At 67.5% G+C, this 15,820-nt stretch carries 9 protein-coding genes; 3 read left to right on the forward strand and 6 right to left on the reverse strand.

The genetic code is table 11. The annotated features are described in order from the left end of the window. Window positions 1–151 precede the first annotated feature (151 nt). The 4 genes from tuf to rpsL all read right to left on the reverse strand — a co-directional run bounded on the left by tuf (window position 152) and on the right by rpsL (window position 4,470). Entirely contained in the window at window positions 152–1,345 is a 1,194-nt protein-coding gene (gene tuf / locus FDF13_RS00465; RefSeq protein ID WP_137317980.1) for an elongation factor Tu, read from the reverse strand. 108 nt (window positions 1,346–1,453) lie between these two features. Beyond that, window positions 1,454–3,556, reverse strand: coding sequence for an elongation factor G (gene fusA, locus FDF13_RS00470; protein WP_137317981.1), 2,103 nt, complete (start codon window positions 3,554–3,556; stop codon window positions 1,454–1,456). A gap of 69 nt (window positions 3,557–3,625) precedes the next feature. Beyond that, complete coding sequence (gene rpsG, locus FDF13_RS00475; RefSeq protein ID WP_137317982.1) at window positions 3,626–4,096, reverse strand: 30S ribosomal protein S7; 471 nt, start codon at window positions 4,094–4,096, stop codon at window positions 3,626–3,628. Next, on the reverse strand, window positions 4,096–4,470 hold the full coding sequence (gene rpsL, locus FDF13_RS00480) for a 30S ribosomal protein S12 (RefSeq protein ID WP_102161472.1): 375 nt from the start codon (window positions 4,468–4,470) through the stop codon (window positions 4,096–4,098). Before rpsL ends, rpsG begins: the two co-directional genes overlap by 1 nt. A 410-nt stretch (window positions 4,471–4,880) precedes the next feature. Between rpsL and FDF13_RS00485 the strand changes: the two genes are divergently transcribed. The 3 genes from FDF13_RS00485 (at window position 4,881) to FDF13_RS00495 (ending at window position 7,963) form a co-directional block, all read left to right on the forward strand. Continuing rightward, complete coding sequence (locus FDF13_RS00485; RefSeq protein WP_137317983.1) at window positions 4,881–5,579, forward strand: DUF1707 domain-containing protein; 699 nt, start codon at window positions 4,881–4,883, stop codon at window positions 5,577–5,579. Between the two features lie 164 nt (window positions 5,580–5,743). After that, window positions 5,744–6,769 carry an ATP-dependent 6-phosphofructokinase gene (locus FDF13_RS00490; RefSeq protein ID WP_137317984.1) on the forward strand — a complete coding sequence of 342 codons (1,026 nt, stop codon included), beginning with the start codon at window positions 5,744–5,746 and terminating at the stop codon, window positions 6,767–6,769. A gap of 423 nt (window positions 6,770–7,192) precedes the next feature. Further along, window positions 7,193–7,963 (forward strand): zinc-binding dehydrogenase, encoded by a 771-nt coding sequence (locus FDF13_RS00495; RefSeq protein ID WP_368074063.1) that lies wholly within the window; start codon window positions 7,193–7,195, stop codon window positions 7,961–7,963. A 179-nt stretch (window positions 7,964–8,142) separates the two neighbouring features. Here the strand turns inward: FDF13_RS00495 and FDF13_RS00500 are convergent, their stop codons facing one another. Together FDF13_RS00500 and rpoB are read right to left on the reverse strand one after the other, a co-directional pair. Further along, on the reverse strand, window positions 8,143–12,015 hold the full coding sequence (locus FDF13_RS00500) for a DNA-directed RNA polymerase subunit beta' (protein WP_137317985.1): 3,873 nt from the start codon (window positions 12,013–12,015) through the stop codon (window positions 8,143–8,145). Between the two features lie 57 nt (window positions 12,016–12,072). After that, window positions 12,073–15,558: a DNA-directed RNA polymerase subunit beta gene (gene rpoB, locus FDF13_RS00505; protein WP_137317986.1), complete on the reverse strand. Its 3,486-nt coding sequence runs from the start codon at window positions 15,556–15,558 to the stop codon at window positions 12,073–12,075. Window positions 15,559–15,820: the final 262 nt, after the last annotated feature.

Here is a 15,820-nt window from a genome sequence, read left to right on the forward strand (position 1 = left end):
TGTCAGCCCCCACCATAACCCCGGACGCACGGGTGTGGAGAGCCGGTTTCCGAGCTAGCACGGCACACCCTGCGATGTCGGGAACGGCGCCCGGGCACGACAGAGGCCCCGGAGATCGCTCTCCGGGGCCTCTGCTCAGTCGCGCTTCAGATCACTCGACGATCTTGGTGACACGACCGGCGCCGACGGTGCGTCCGCCCTCGCGGATGGCGAAGCGGAGGCCCTCCTCCATGGCGATCGGCTGGATGAGCTCGACCGACATGTCGGTGTTGTCGCCCGGCATGACCATCTCGGTGCCCTCGGGCAGCGTGATGACGCCGGTGACGTCGGTGGTCCGGAAGTAGAACTGCGGACGGTAGTTCGAGTAGAACGGGTTGTGACGGCCGCCCTCGTCCTTGGACAGGATGTAGACCTGGCCCTCGAACTTGGTGTGCGGGGTGATCGAACCCGGCTTCACGATGACCTGACCGCGCTCGACCTCTTCGCGCTTGGTGCCGCGCAGCAGGAGGCCGACGTTCTCACCGGCGCGAGCGTCCGGCAGGGTCTTGCGGAACATCTCGATGGCGGTGACGGTGGTCTTCGAGGAGGTCGGCTTGATGCCGACGATCTCGATCTCCTCGTTGGGGAGGAGCACACCGCGCTCCACACGACCGGTCACGACGGTGCCGCGGCCGGTGATGGTGAAGACGTCCTCGACGGGCATGAGGAACGGCTTGTCGATGTCGCGCTCCGGCTCCGGGACGTACTCGTCGACCTGGTCCATGAGCTCTTCGACCGTCTTGACCCATTCGGCGTCGCCCTCGAGCGCCTTGAGCGCCGAGACCTTGACGACGGGGGCGTTGTCGCCGTCGAACTCCTGATCGGAGAGGAGCTCGCGCACCTCCATCTCGACGAGCTCGAGGAGCTCCTCGTCGTCGACCATGTCCGACTTGTTGAGCGCGACCACGATGTACGGCACGCCGACCTGACGCGCGAGCAGCACGTGCTCACGGGTCTGGGGCATGGGGCCGTCGGTGGCGGCGACCACGAGGACCGCGCCGTCCATCTGGGCCGCACCGGTGATCATGTTCTTGATGTAGTCGGCGTGACCGGGGGCGTCGACGTGAGCGTAGTGACGCTTCTCGGTCTGGTACTCGACGTGCGACACGTTGATCGTGATGCCGCGCTGCTTCTCCTCGGGCGCGTTGTCGACCTGGTCGAAGGCGCGCGCCTCGTTGAGATCCGGGTACTTGTCGGCCAGGACCTTGGTGATCGCCGCGGTCAGCGTGGTCTTGCCGTGGTCGACGTGACCGATCGTGCCGATGTTGACGTGCGGCTTGGTCCTGTCGAAGCTAGCCTTTGCCACTGGGTTCCTCCTCGTGGGTGGTGCAGGATGTGCGGTTCACATCCTACGCCTGGGTTGGATATTCATATGCCGTCGGGCTGTGGAGCCCGCGCAGACTGGGGGCGGAGATTACTCTCCGCGGACCTTCTGGATGATCTCCTCGGCAACAGCCTTGGGGACCTCCGAGTAGCTCTCGAACTGCATCGAGTACACGGCGCGGCCCTGGGTCTTCGACCGCAGGTCGCCGATGTAGCCGAACATCTCCGAGAGCGGGACGAGTGCGCGGACGACCTTGACGCCCGATGCATCCTCCATCGACTGGATCTGTCCGCGCCGCGAGTTCAGGTCGCCGATGACGTCGCCCATGTACTCCTCGGGCGTACGGACCTCGACGTCCATGAGCGGTTCGAGCAGAACCGGGTTCGCCTTCTTGACGCCCTCCTTGAGGACCATCGAGCCGGCGATCTTGAACGCCATCTCCGAGGAGTCGACGTCGTGGTAGGCGCCGTCGACCAGGATGGCCTTGACCCCCACCAGCGGGTAGCCGGCGAGCACGCCCATCTGCATGGCGTCCTGGATGCCGGCGTCGACGCTCGGGATGTACTCACGGGGCACGCGGCCGCCGGTGATGGCGTTCTCGAACTCGTAGATCGTCTCACCGGTGACCTCGAGCGGCTCGAAGGTGACCTGGACCTTCGCGAACTGGCCGGATCCACCCGTCTGCTTCTTGTGGGTGTAGTCGACCTTCTCCACCTTGCGGCGGATAGTCTCGCGGTAGGCCACCTGCGGCTTGCCGACGTTCGCCTCGACCTTGAACTCCCGCTTCATGCGGTCGACGAGGATGTCGAGGTGCAGCTCGCCCATGCCGCCGATCTCGGTCTGACCGGTCTCGTCGTTGAGGTTGACCGTGAAGGTGGGATCCTCCTTGGCCAGCTTCTGGATCGCGGTCGACAGTTTCTCCTGGTCGCCCTTGGTCTTGGGCTCGATCGCCACGAAGATCACGGGATCGGGGAAGCTCATCGACTCGAGCACGACGGGATCGCTCGGGTCGCTCAGGGTGTCACCGGTGGTGGTGTCCTTGAGGCCGATGAACGCGTAGATGTGGCCGGCGACGGCCTCCTCCACCGGGTTCTCCTTGTTGGAGTGCATCTGGAAGAGCTTGCCAATGCGCTCCTTCTTGCCCGTGGTGGTGTTGAGCACCGGGGCGCCGGAGGCGACCTTGCCGGAGTACACGCGGACGTAGGTCAGCGAGCCGAAGAACGGGTGGGTCGCGACCTTGAACGCGAGAGCCGAGAAGGGCTGGCTGGTCGAGGGCTCGCGGGTGACGACGGTCTCCTCGTCGCCCACCGGGTGGCCCTCGACGGCCTCGACGTCGAGCGGGGTCGGGAGGTAGTCGATGACGGCGTTGAGCATGGGCTGGACGCCCTTGTTCTTGAACGCCGAACCGCACATCACCGGGAACGCCTCGGAGGCGATGGTGAGCTTGCGGATACCGGACTTGATCTCGTCGACGGTGAGCTCACCGTCGTCGAGGTACTTCTCCATGAGCTCCTCGTCCGCCTCGGCGACGTCCTCGATGAGCTGGTTGCGGTACTCCTCGGCGCGCTCGACCAGGTCGGCGGGAATCTCCGTCTCGGTCATGTCCTGACCCTTCTGGGATTCGTCCGGCCAGATCCAGGCCTTCATCTCGACGAGGTCGACGATTCCGGCGAAGTCGTTCTCCGCCCCGATCGGCAGCTGGATGACCAGCGGCTTCGCACCGAGACGGTCCTTGATGGTGGAGACGGTGAAGTAGAAGTCCGCACCGAGCTTGTCCATCTTGTTGACGAAGCACACGCGCGGGACGTTGTACTTGTCGGCCTGGCGCCACACGGTCTCCGACTGGGGCTCCACGCCCTCCTTGCCGTCGAACACGGCGACGGCGCCATCGAGCACGCGCAGGGAGCGCTCCACCTCGACGGTGAAGTCGACGTGCCCCGGGGTGTCGATGATGTTGATCTGGTTGCCCTCCCAGTAGCAGGTCGTGGCAGCCGAGGTGATGGTGATGCCGCGCTCCTGCTCCTGCTCCATCCAGTCCATCGTCGAGGCGCCGTCGTGGGTCTCGCCGATCTTGTAGTTCACACCGGTGTAGAAGAGGATGCGTTCGGTGGTGGTGGTCTTACCGGCGTCGATGTGGGCCATGATGCCGATGTTGCGGACCTTGTTGAGGTCGGTCAGCACGTCGAGTGCCACGGTGTCTCTCTCTCGTCTCGATGACTGGGTGTACCGGCCGGGCGGACGGTGGTCCGGCCGGCCCGGAGGTCACCAGCGGTAATGGGCGAAGGCCTTGTTGGACTCGGCCATCTTGTGGGTGTCCTCGCGACGCTTGACTGCGGCGCCGAGGCCGTTGCTGGCATCCATGATCTCGTTCTGCAGACGCTCGGTCATGGTCTTCTCGCGGCGCTGCCGCGAGTAGCCCACGAGCCAGCGCAGGGCGAGGGTCGTGGCGCGCACGGGGCGCACGTCGACCGGCACCTGGTAGGTCGCACCGCCGACGCGGCGGGACCGGACCTCGAGCGAGGGACGGATGTTGTCGAGCGCCTTCTTCAGCAGCACGACGGGATCCGTGTTCGTCTTCTCGCCGGCACCGGCGAGCGCGCCGTAGACGATGCGCTCGGCGGTGGAGCGCTTGCCGTCGAGCAGGATCTTGTTGATGAGCTGGGTGACCAGCGGCGAGCTGTAGACCGGGTCGATGACGACCGGGCGCTTGGGTGCGGGGCCCTTACGTGGCATTACTTCTTCTCCCTCTTGGCTCCGTAGCGGCTGCGGGCCTGCTGACGACCCTTGACTCCCTGGGTGTCGAGCGAGCCGCGCACGATCTTGTAGCGGACGCCGGGGAGGTCCTTCACACGACCGCCGCGGACGAGCACGATCGAGTGCTCCTGCAGGTTGTGGCCCTCGCCGGGGATGTAGGCGGTGACCTCGATCTGGCTGGAGAGCTTCACGCGGGCGACCTTGCGGAGCGCCGAGTTGGGCTTCTTGGGGGTGGTGGTGTACACACGCGTGCACACACCGCGGCGCTGCGGGCTGCCCTTGAGGGCAGGCGTTGCGTTCTTCGCGGCCTTGTCATGCCGTCCCTTGCGGACGAGCTGCTGGATTGTCGGCACTGAGTTCTTCTCCGTTTGCTTCTCGCTGTTCCTAAGTCCGAGGGCGCGGGTGCCGCCGGTGCGGACCCTGCCCGTACCCCTCGCACATGTCCCACCGGAATCGAGTGAAGCGACCTGCTCGATCCCAGTCCACGCACGGCCCCTCCCACCCCGAGGTCGGGTGTGTCGCGAGCTCACGGCTCCGCGCCCGACCGGTGGTGCAGGTGGACTGTGCGGCCTGCTCGCCCATGCGGTGGTCCGGTGTGCGCCGCCGGAGTACGGTCCCGACGGCCCGGCCCACACGCGGGCGTGCGGACATGCCTGAAAGAAATCAGACACGGTCAAGCGTAGACGGTGCGGGTTCCATCGGTCAAAACACGGGCGCACCCCGTCTGTGGTGGGCCGCCGGGTCCTGCCCTAGAGTTGGGTCCATGACCCCCGACTCCCCCATCGAGCCCGCACCGCGGCGGATCCGGGCCGGCGACCAGGACCGCGACGCCGTCCTCGACGTGCTCGCCGCCGCGCACGCCTCCGGGCGCCTCGATCCCCTCGAGGTCGACGAGCGGCAGACGGTCGTCGTGGGGTCGAAGTTCCTCGACGAGCTCCTCGAGCCGATCGCCGACCTGCCGGAGGGCGCCGAGCTCACCCTGCGGATCCAGCGGCAGCTCGGCACGGGCCCCGACGGCCCCGGGGCGTCCGGTGCGGGCACGATCGTCCCGGCCCGCACCTCGGGCGCGGGCGAGGTGGTCCCCGCGCGTGCCGGGTTCGGCCCGGAGGAGAACTCCGTGGCGATCCTCAGCGGCCGCGAGATCGAGGTCGCCCCGGGCACGCCCGCCGTCCGCAGCTGCTGCGTCATGGGCGGGGACGATCTCTACCTCACCGACGCGTTCGGACCCGGGGTGGAGATCACGGTCGACTGCTACGCGCTCATGGGCGGCAACACGATCTACGTCCCCGGCGGGGTCCGGATCATCGACCGCACCGTCAACGTCCTGGCCGGCAACGACATCAAGAAGGGTGCGCGCGGCGACGGCTCGAACGGCACGCTCGTGCTCACCGGCTTCAGCCTCATGGCCGGCCACGACGTCAAGATCGATCCGGGCTGGGCGCGCGCGATCTCCCGCTCGTAACCTCCTGCTCATCCGGTGCCGATAGTCTGCCGCCGGATCCCCGGCCCGGGCCCGCATGGGAACCGCACGACACGTGGCCGGGCCCGGGCCCGGCACCACCGACGCCCGCCCAGCGCCGATCCGCGCACGACACCACAGATCCGCGCACGACCGAAGGAGAACAGATGAACATCGGAATCATGACCTCGGGCGGCGACGGCCCCGGCCTCAACGCCGTCATCCGCGGCGCGGTGCGCAAGGGGATCCGGGCCCACGGCTTCTCCTTCACCGGGATCCGCGACGGCTGGCGCGGGCTCCTCGAGGACGACACCCACCCGCTCCATATGGTCGACGTGCGCGGCCTGTCCGGCCGCGGCGGCACGATCCTCGGCACCTCGCGGACCCACCCGTACTCCCAGGGCGGCCCTGAGCAGATGCGCACCGTGATGGAGCGCCGCGGGATCGATGCCATCATCGCGATCGGCGGCGAGGGCACGCTGGCCGGCGCCGCCCGGCTCGCCGACGACGAGGGGATGCCCGTCGTCGGCGTGCCGAAGACCATCGACAACGACCTCGACGGCACCGACTACACCTTCGGCTTCGACACCGCCCAGTCGATCGCCACCGAGGCGATCGACCGACTGCGCACCACCGCCGACTCCCACCACCGCTGCATGGTCCTCGAGGTCATGGGCCGCAACGTCGGCTGGATCGCCCTGCAGGCGGGGATGGCCGGCGGCGCCCATGCGATCCTCATCCCCGAGTTCCCGGTGAGCTACGAGCAGATCTTCGACTGGGTGCGCTCGGCCTGGGACCGCGGGCGCGCGCCGCTCGTCGTCGTCGCCGAGGGGTTCGTGCCCGAGGGCGTCGAGGACCAGGTCGCCGACCGCGGCACCGACAAGCACGGCCGGGTGCGCCTCGGCGGGATCGGCGACCACCTCGCCCCGCTCATCGAGGAGGCCACGGGGATCGAGACCCGGGCGATGATCCTCGGCCACCTGCAGCGCGGCGGCTCTCCCACCGCCTACGACCGGGTGCTCGCGACCCGTCTGGGGATGGCGGCCGTCGATATCGTGCTCGACGAGGGCTGGGGCCAGATGGCCGCGCTCGACGGCACGGACATCACCCGCGTCCGGATGGCCGACGCCGTCGACAACCTCAAGCTCGTCCCGCAGCACCGCTGGGACGAGGTGCAGGTGCTGCTCGGCTGAGGGCCCCGAGGCAGAGGTCCCTCCCCTGCCCGCTCGAGCCGTGCGGCACCTGCCCGAGCAGGCCGTGGGCCACCTGCCCGAGCGGACCACGGGGCACCTCAGCGGTCGATTCCGCCGCTGACTGATACGACGAGGGTCACTCCGTGAACCCCATCGCCCTCGTATGCGTTGAGGTTCATGGTTGAATCATCCGATTCCCGGTGCACCTACCGGTCCGCCGGGACCTCTGCACAGGAAGGCGGTGCCCCATGAAGGCATGGCAGTTCACGAACACCCACGAGCTCCTCGTCCTCAACGAGGTCGAGGAGCCGAAGGCCGGACCCGGCCAGGTCGTCATCGAGATGAAGGCCGCGGGCCTCTGCCAACTCCGATGTCGGTCTGCTCGAGGACGAGGGGTGGCTGTCCACGCTGGCCAAGCAGCCCATCACCATCGGCCACGAGAACGCCGGCGTCGTCGCCGAGCTCGGCGAGGGCGTGACGAACGTCAAGGTCGGTGACCGGGTGGGCGTCTGCCCGACCACCCCGGCCGGCGCTCCCGGCTACGTCGCCGACGGCGGCTTCCAGCCGAAGATCGCCTTCGACGCGAATGCGCTCGTGCCGATCCCCGACGGCGTGTCCTGGGAGCAGGGCGCGGCCGCGACGGATGCGGGCATGACCTCGTACCACGCGATCATCACCAACGGCCAGGCCGGCCCCGGCGAGAAGATCGGCGTCATCGGCTTCGGCGGGCTCGGCCAGATCGGTGCGCGCGTGGCGATCCTCGCCGGCGCCGAGGTCTACGTCGCCGAGGTGAACGAGAAGGTCTGGGACGCCGCGAAGAAGAACGGCGCCAAGGGCGTCGCGAAGTCGATCAGCGAGTTCTCCGACGTCGAGTTCGACGCGATCATCGACTACGCCGGCTTCGGCACCACCACCGCCGAGGCGATCGAGACCGTGCGCCGCGGCGGCATCGTCGTGCAGGTCGGCATGGGCCGGCTCGGGGCGACGATCTCGACCAGGGCCCTCATCCTCTCCGAGGTCACCCTCATCGGTTCGCAGGGCGGCACCAAGGAGGACATCGCCGGGGTGTACGAGTACCTCGCCACCGGCGAGCTCGAGCCCACCCTCACCACGATCGGCTTCGAGGACATCCCCGAGGGCCTCGACAAGCTCGCCAAGGGCGAGGTCGTCGGGCGCCTCGTCGCGCTCTACTGAGCCGCGCCGCCGCAGCTCCCGTCGAGTGGTCAGGTTCTTTCGGATTCCCGCGAGTATCCGAAGGAAACTGACCACTCGATGATCGGGGCCGGCAGGACCCGTGAATGACCGCAGGGCCCGGAGAGATTCACTCCGGGCCCAGCGCGTGTCTGCGGGTCCTATGACCGCGGGGGCTCAGCTCAGCTGAACGCTCCGAAGTCGTAGTCCTCGAGCGGGATGGCCGCACCCTCCCCGGTCAGGCTCGGGTAGAAGTCGCCGTAGGAGTTGCTGAACATCTCCTGCTTGGCCTCCTCGGTGGGCTCGACGACCATGTCGCGGAACTTGTGCATTCCGGTTCCGGCCGGGATGAGCTTACCGAGGATGACGTTCTCCTTGAGGCCGAGCAGCGGATCCGACTTGCCCTCGAGGGCCGCCTCGGTGAGCACACGGGTGGTCTCCTGGAAGGAGGCCGCCGACAGCCACGACTCGGTCGCGAGCGAGGCCTTGGTGATGCCCATGAGCTCGTCGCGGGCCGAGGCGGGGGTGCCGCCCTCGGCGACGATCCGCCGGTTCTCCGCCTGGTACCGCCCGCGGTCCACGAGCTCGCCGGGCAGCAGCGTCGTGTCGCCGGACTCGATGACGGTGACGCGCCGGAGCATCTGGCGCACGATGACCTCGATGTGCTTGTCGTGGATGCCCACGCCCTGCGAGCGGTACACCTTCTGCACCTCGTCGACGAGGAAGCGCTCGGCCTCCCGGCGACCGCGGATGCGGAGCACCTGCTTGGGGTCGACAGCGCCCTGGACGAGCTTCTCACCGGCGGTGATGTGCTGGCCGTCCTCGACGAGCAGCTGCGAGCGGCGGCCCACGGCGTGCTCGATCTCCTCGGCCCCGTCGTCGGGCACGATGATGACGTAGCGCGTCTTGCGCGAGTCATCGATCTTGACCCGGCCGGTGGCCTCGGCGATCGGCGCGAATCCCTTGGGCGTGCGCGCCTCGAACAGCTCGGTCACACGCGGCAGACCCTGCGTGATGTCTCCTCCGCCGCCGGCGGCCACGCCACCGGTGTGGAAGGTGCGCATCGTCAGCTGGGTGCCGGGCTCGCCGATCGACTGCGCCGCGACCGTGCCGATCGCCTCGCCGATGTCGACGAGCTGGCCGGTGGCCATCGACCGTCCGTAGTGGACGGCCGAGATCTGCACGTCGGAGTCGGCGGTGAGCACGGAGTGCACCTTGATCTCACGGATGCCGTGGGCGACGAGGTTCTCGACGACCTCGACGGTGACATCGGTCTTCGCCGGGTACAGCACGGTGCCGTCGGAGTCGGTGATGTCGGACACCGTGAGGCGGCCGTGCACGCTCGTCTCCGCGAACTCGTGGACCTCGAGCTCCCCGGTCGGCCCCTCCTGCGCGATCGGCAGGGTGAGGCCCTTCGTCGTGTCGGTGTCCTCGGTGCGCACGATGACGTCCTGGGACACGTCGACGAGGCGACGGGTGAGGTAGCCCGAGTCCGCCGTCCGCAACGCGGTGTCGGCGAGTCCCTTGCGGGCTCCGTGGCTCGCGATGAAGTACTCGAGCACCGACAGGCCCTCGCGGTAGTTCGACTTGATCGGACGCGGGATGATCTCACCCTTGGGGTTCGTCACCAGGCCTCGCATACCCGCGAGCTGCCGGACCTGCGTCCAGTTGCCCGAGGCGCCGGACTCGACGAGGCGCAGCACGGAGTTGTTCTCCGGGAAGTTCTTCTGCATCGCATCATCGACCTCGTCGGTGGTCTCCGACCAGATCTTGACGAGCTCGTTGCGGCGCTCGTCGTCCGTCAGAGCACCGAAGTCGTACTGCTCCTGCACCTTGGCCGCGAGGTCCTCCGCCTTGGCGAGCATGCCCTCCTTGGCGTCCGGGGACACGATGTCGGACATCGCGACCGTCAGACCCGAGCGGGTGGCCCAGTAGAAGCCGGTGGCCTTGAAGTTGTCGAGCGTCGCGGCGACCTCGACCTTGGGGTAGAAGTCGGCGAGCCGGTTGACGATCTTCGACAGCATCTTCTTGTCGACGGTGGCGTCGATGAAGCGATAGTCCGACGGCAGCGTCTCGTTGAACAGCGCGCGACCCAGCGTCGTCTCGACGACGGCCGGCGTGCCCGGCTCCCAGCCCTCGGGCATGGTCATCGACTCGTTCGGGACGATGTCGTCGATCCGCACGCGGATCTTCGCCCCGAGGTCGAGCTCGCCGCGGTCGAAGGCCATGATGGCCTCGGCGATCGAGGAGAACTCGCGTCCGGTGCCCTCGGCGCCCGACCGCTCGCTCGTCAGGTGGTAGATGCCGATGATCATGTCCTGGCTGGGCATGGTGACCGGCTTGCCGTCGGAGGGCTTGAGGATGTTGTTCGCCGACAGCATGAGCACGCGGGCCTCGGCCTGCGCCTCCGCGGACAGCGGCAGGTGCACGGCCATCTGGTCGCCGTCGAAGTCGGCGTTGAACGCCGAGCACACGAGCGGGTGGATCTGGATGGCCTTGCCCTCGACGAGCTGCGGCTCGAAGGCCTGGATGCCCAGGCGGTGCAGGGTCGGTGCGCGGTTGAGCAGCACCGGGTGCTCGGTGATCGCCTCTTCGAGGACGTCCCACACCTGCGGATGCTGGCGCTCGACCATGCGCTTGGCGGACTTGATGTTCTGCGCGTGGTTGAGGTCGACGAGCCGCTTCATGACGAAGGGCTTGAACAGCTCGAGCGCCATCGTCTTGGGCAGACCGCACTGGTGGAGCTTGAGGGTCGGGCCGACGACGATGACCGAGCGGCCGGAGTAGTCGACGCGCTTGCCGAGCAGGTTCTGGCGGAACCGGCCCTGCTTGCCCTTGAGCATGTCCGACAGCGACTTGAGCGGGCGATTGCCCGGCCCGGTGACCGGACGGCCGCGGCGGCCGTTGTCGAACAGCGAGTCGACGGCCTCCTGGAGCATCCGCTTCTCGTTGTTGACGATGATCTCCGGGGCGCCGAGGTCGAGCAGGCGCTTGAGCCGGTTGTTGCGGTTGATCACCCGACGGTAGAGGTCGTTGAGGTCCGAGGTCGCGAACCGGCCGCCGTCGAGCTGCACCATCGGGCGGGGCTCCGGCGGGATCACCGGGATCGCGTCGAGGACCATGCCCTCAGGGGTGTTGTCGGTGGTGAGGAACGCGTTGACGACCTTGAGGCGCTTGAGTGCCCGGGTCTTGCGCTGCCCCTTGCCGGTCTTGATGAGCTCGCGCAGCGCATCCGACTCCGCCTCCAGGTCGAAGTCCTGGAGCCGCTTCTGGATCGCCTCGGCGCCCATCGCGCCGGAGAAGTAGATGCCGAAGCGCTCGACCATCTCGCGGTAGAGCGACTCGTCGCCCTCGAGGTCGGACACGGCGAGGTTCTTGAACCGGTCCCAGACCTTCTCGATGCGGTCGATGTCGCGCTCGGAGTGCTTGCGGAGGTTCGCCATCTCGCGCTCCGCCTGGTCGCGGAGCTTCTTCTTGGCCTGGGCGGTGCCGCCCTCGGCCTCGAGCGCGGCGAGGTCCTCCTCGAGCTTCCGGGCACGCCGGTCGATGTCGGCGTCGCGACGGTCGACGAGCTGCTTCTTCTCCACGTCGATCTGGTTCTGCAGGGTCGGCAGGTCCCGGTGCCGGGAGTCCTCGTCGACCCAGGTGATCATGTACGCGGCGAAGTAGATGATCTTCTCGAGATCCTTCGGCGCCAGGTCGAGCAGGTAGCCCAGGCGGGAGGGCACACCCTTGAAGTACCAGATGTGGGTGACCGGCGCGGCGAGCTCGATGTGGCCCATCCGCTCACGGCGGACCTTGGCCCGCGTGACCTCGACCCCGCAGCGCTCGCAGATGATGCCCTTGAAGCGCACGCGCTTGTACTTGCCGCAGTAGCACTCCCAGTCGCGGGTCGGTCCGAAGATCTTCTCGCAGAACAGGCCGTCCTTCTCCGGCTTCAGGGTGCGGTAGTTGATGGTCTCGGGCTTCTTGACCTCGCCGTGCGACCAGCGGCGGATGTCGTCGGCAGTGGCCAGGCCGATCCGCAGCTCATCGAAGAAATTGACGTCAGGCACGTAAATCCTCTTTCTCGGTGACGATCGCGCACGATCGTCGGTTCGCGTTCGTAAGTATCAGACTTCTTCGACGGTGTTGGCTTCGTGACGGGACAGGTTGATGCCGAGCTCCTCGGCCGCGCGGAAGACCTCCTCGTCGGAGTCGCGCATCTCCACCTGCATGCCGTCCGAGGACAGGACCTCGATGTCGAGACACAGAGACTGCATTTCCTTGATGAGCACCTTGAAGGACTCCGGGATGCCCGGATCCGGCAGGTTCTCGCCCTTGACGATCGCCTCGTAGACCTTGACGCGGCCCGGGATGTCGTCGGACTTGATCGTCAGCAGCTCCTGGAGGGTGTACGCGGCGCCGTACGCCTCGAGCGCCCACACCTCCATCTCGCCGAATCGCTGACCGCCGAACTGCGCCTTGCCGCCCAGCGGCTGCTGGGTGATCATCGAGTACGGTCCGGTCGAGCGCGCGTGGATCTTGTCGTCGACGAGGTGGTGGAGCTTGAGGATGTACATGTAGCCCACCGACACCGGGTACGGGAACGGCTCGCCGGAGCGGCCGTCGTACAGCCGCGCCTTGCCCGAGCTGTCGATCAGCCGGTCGCCGTCGCGGTTGGGGTGCGTCGAGTCGAGCAGTCCGCGCAGCTCCTCCTCGTGGGCGCCGTCGAACACCGGGGTGGCGACGTTCGTGCCCGGCTCCGCCTCGCGGGAGAAGTGGAAGTGCTTGAGCTCCTTGGCCCAGTCGGGGTTGCCCTCGATCTTCCAGCCCTGCTTGGCGACCCACCCGAGGTGGATCTCGAAAACCTGTCCGATGTTCATGCGGCGCGGCACGCCGTGCGGGTTGAGGATGATGTCGATCGGGGTGCCGTCCTCGAGGAACGGCATGTCCTCGATCGGCAGAATCTTCGAGATCACGCCCTTGTTGCCGTGGCGGCCGGCCATCTTGTCGCCGATGGTGATCTTGCGGCGCTGCGCCACGTAGACGCGCACCAGCTGGTTGACGCCGGGAGCGAGCTCGTCGTCGTCCTCGCGGTCGAACTCCTTGACCGCGATGACGGTGCCGGACTCGCCGTGGGGCACCTTGAGCGAGGTGTCGCGCACCTCGCGCGACTTCTCGCCGAAGATCGCACGGAGCAGGCGCTCCTCCGGGGTGAGCTCGGTCTCGCCCTTGGGGGTGACCTTGCCGACGAGGATGTCGCCGTCGGTGACCTCCGCGCCGATCCGGATGATGCCGCGCTCGTCGAGGTCCGCCAGCGCCTCCGGGGAGATGTTCGGGATGTCCCGGGTGATCTCCTCGGCGCCGAGCTTGGTGTCGCGCGCGTCGACCTCGTGCTCCTCGATGTGGATCGAGGACAGGACGTCCTCCTGCACCATGCGCTGGGACAGGATGATGGCGTCCTCGAAGTTGTGGCCCTCCCAGGACATGAACGCCACGAGGAGGTTCTTGCCGAGCGCCATCTCGCCGTTCTCGGTCGACGGGCCGTCGCCGATCACGGCGCCGACCTCGACGCGGTCGCCCTCGTCGACGAGGATGCGCTGGTTGTACGAGGTGCCGTGGTTCGAGCGGCGGAACTTCTCCGCCCGGTACGTGATGGTCGTGCCGTCGTCGTTGAGGACGGTGGCGTAGTCGGCGCAGACGTCGGTGACGACGCCGGCCTTCGTCGCGACCATGACGTCGCCGGCGTCGACCGCGGCGCGGTACTCCATGCCGGTGCCGACGAGCGGGGCCTCGCTGCGCACCAGCGGCACGGCCTGGCGCTGCATGTTCGCACCCATGAGCGCGCGGTTGGCGTCGTCGTGCTCGAGGAACGGGATGAGCGCGGTCGCCACCGACACCATCTGGCGGGCGGAGACGTCCATGAAGTCGATCTCGTCGGCCGGGAGCAGCTCGGCCTCGCCGCCGCCGCCCTTGGGACGCGCGAGGACGAACTCCTCGGCGAACTTCTGGTCGTCGGTGAGCGGGGCGTTCGCCTGGGCGATCGAGTACTCGAGCTCGTCGTCGGCGGTGAGGTACTCGGTGGAGTCGGTGACGACACCGTCGACGACCTTGCGGTACGGCGTCTCGATGAACCCGAACGGGTTGATCCGCGCGTACGAGGCGAGCGAGCCGATGAGGCCGATGTTCGGGCCCTCCGGGGTCTCGATCGGGCACATGCGTCCGTAGTGCGAGGGGTGGACGTCGCGGACCTCCATGCCGGCGCGGTCGCGCGACAGGCCGCCGGGGCCGAGCGCCGACAGGCGGCGCTTGTGGGTGAGCCCGGCCAGCGGATTGTTCTGGTCCATGAACTGGCTGAGCTGGGAGGTTCCGAAGAACTCCTTGATCGCGGCCACGACGGGACGGATGTTGATGAGCGACTGCGGGGTGATCGCCTCGACGTCCTGCGTGGTCATGCGCTCGCGGACGACGCGCTCCATGCGGGACAGACCGGTGCGCACCTGGTTCTCGATGAGCTCGCCGACCGCGCGGATGCGGCGGTTGCCGAAGTGGTCGATGTCGTCGAGCGCGACGCGCAGGTCGATCTCCTCGCCGTCGCGGACGCCGGGCATGGTGTCCGCCCCGGCGTGGAGGGACACGATGTAGCGGATCGTCGCGACGATGTCCTCGGTGATGAGGACGGAGTCGGAGAGCGGCCGGTCGATGCCGAGCTTCCGGTTGACCTTGTAGCGGCCGACCTTGGCGAGGTCGTAGCGCTTCGGGTTGAAGTAGAGGTTGTTGAGCAGCCCCTCGGCGGCCTCGACGGTCGCGGGCTCGGCCGGGCGGAGCTTCTTGTAGATGTCGATGAGGGCTTCCTCGCGCGTGGACACGGTGTCCTTCGCGAGGGTCTCGCGGATCGACTCGAAGTCGCCGAACTCCTCGAGGATCTTCGATTCGGTCCAGCCCAGGGCCTTGAGCAGCACGGTGACCGACTGCTTGCGCTTGCGGTCGAGGCGGACGCCGACCTGGTCGCGCTTGTCGATCTCGAACTCGAGCCAGGCGCCGCGCGAGGGGATGATCTTCGCGGTGAAGATGTCCTTGTCGGAGGTCTTGTCCGGGGTCGACTCGAAGTAGGCGCCCGGGGACCGGACGAGCTGCGAGACGACGACGCGCTCGGTGCCGTTGATGACGAAGGTGCCCTGCTCGGTCATGAGCGGGAAGTCGCCCATGAAGACCGTCTGGCTCTTGATCTCGCCGGTGTTGTTGTTCATGAACTCCGCGGTGACGAACAGCGGAGCGGAGTAGGTGATGTCCTTCTCCTTGCAGTCGTCGATCGAGTACTTGGGAGGCTCGAAGCGGTGCTCGCGGAACGACAGCGACATCGATCCGGAGAAGTCCTCGATCGGCGAGATCTCCTCGAAGATGTCCTCGAGACCGGCGGTCGTGGCGACGGAGTCGTCCCCGCGCTCGGTGGCATCGATGACGCGGTCCTGCCACCGCTCGTTGCCGATCAGCCAGTCGAAGCTGTCGGTCTGCAGTCCGAGCAGATTGGGTACCTCGAGCGGCTCGTGGATCTTCGCGAAGGAGATGCGCTGGGGCGGGTTAGCGGTCCTGGTGTTTTCGTTGGCGGCGGCCAATGGGATCCTTCCGAGTGGGTCACCTGTTGAGTCCGGCTTCACCTGAGCCGGCGTCGAGGACCGCAGGGACCAGGTGTGACGTACACATCCGGGTTCCACGGTCTGCTCAGGCCGGGATTTCCGATGTGCCCACCGCTATATGAAGGCACCACGAAGGCGAAGCAACGCAAATATCCACACTAGACCTGTAATGCCCGGAACGCAAGTGCGGATGTGGTAGGCTCTCACTTTTTCCTCTGCGCTCCACTCCCGCTCCTGGTCA

Origin of the sequence: Brevibacterium sp. CS2 (genome assembly GCF_005280295.1) — a bacterium.
GTDB lineage: Bacteria > Actinomycetota > Actinomycetes > Actinomycetales > Brevibacteriaceae > Brevibacterium > Brevibacterium pityocampae.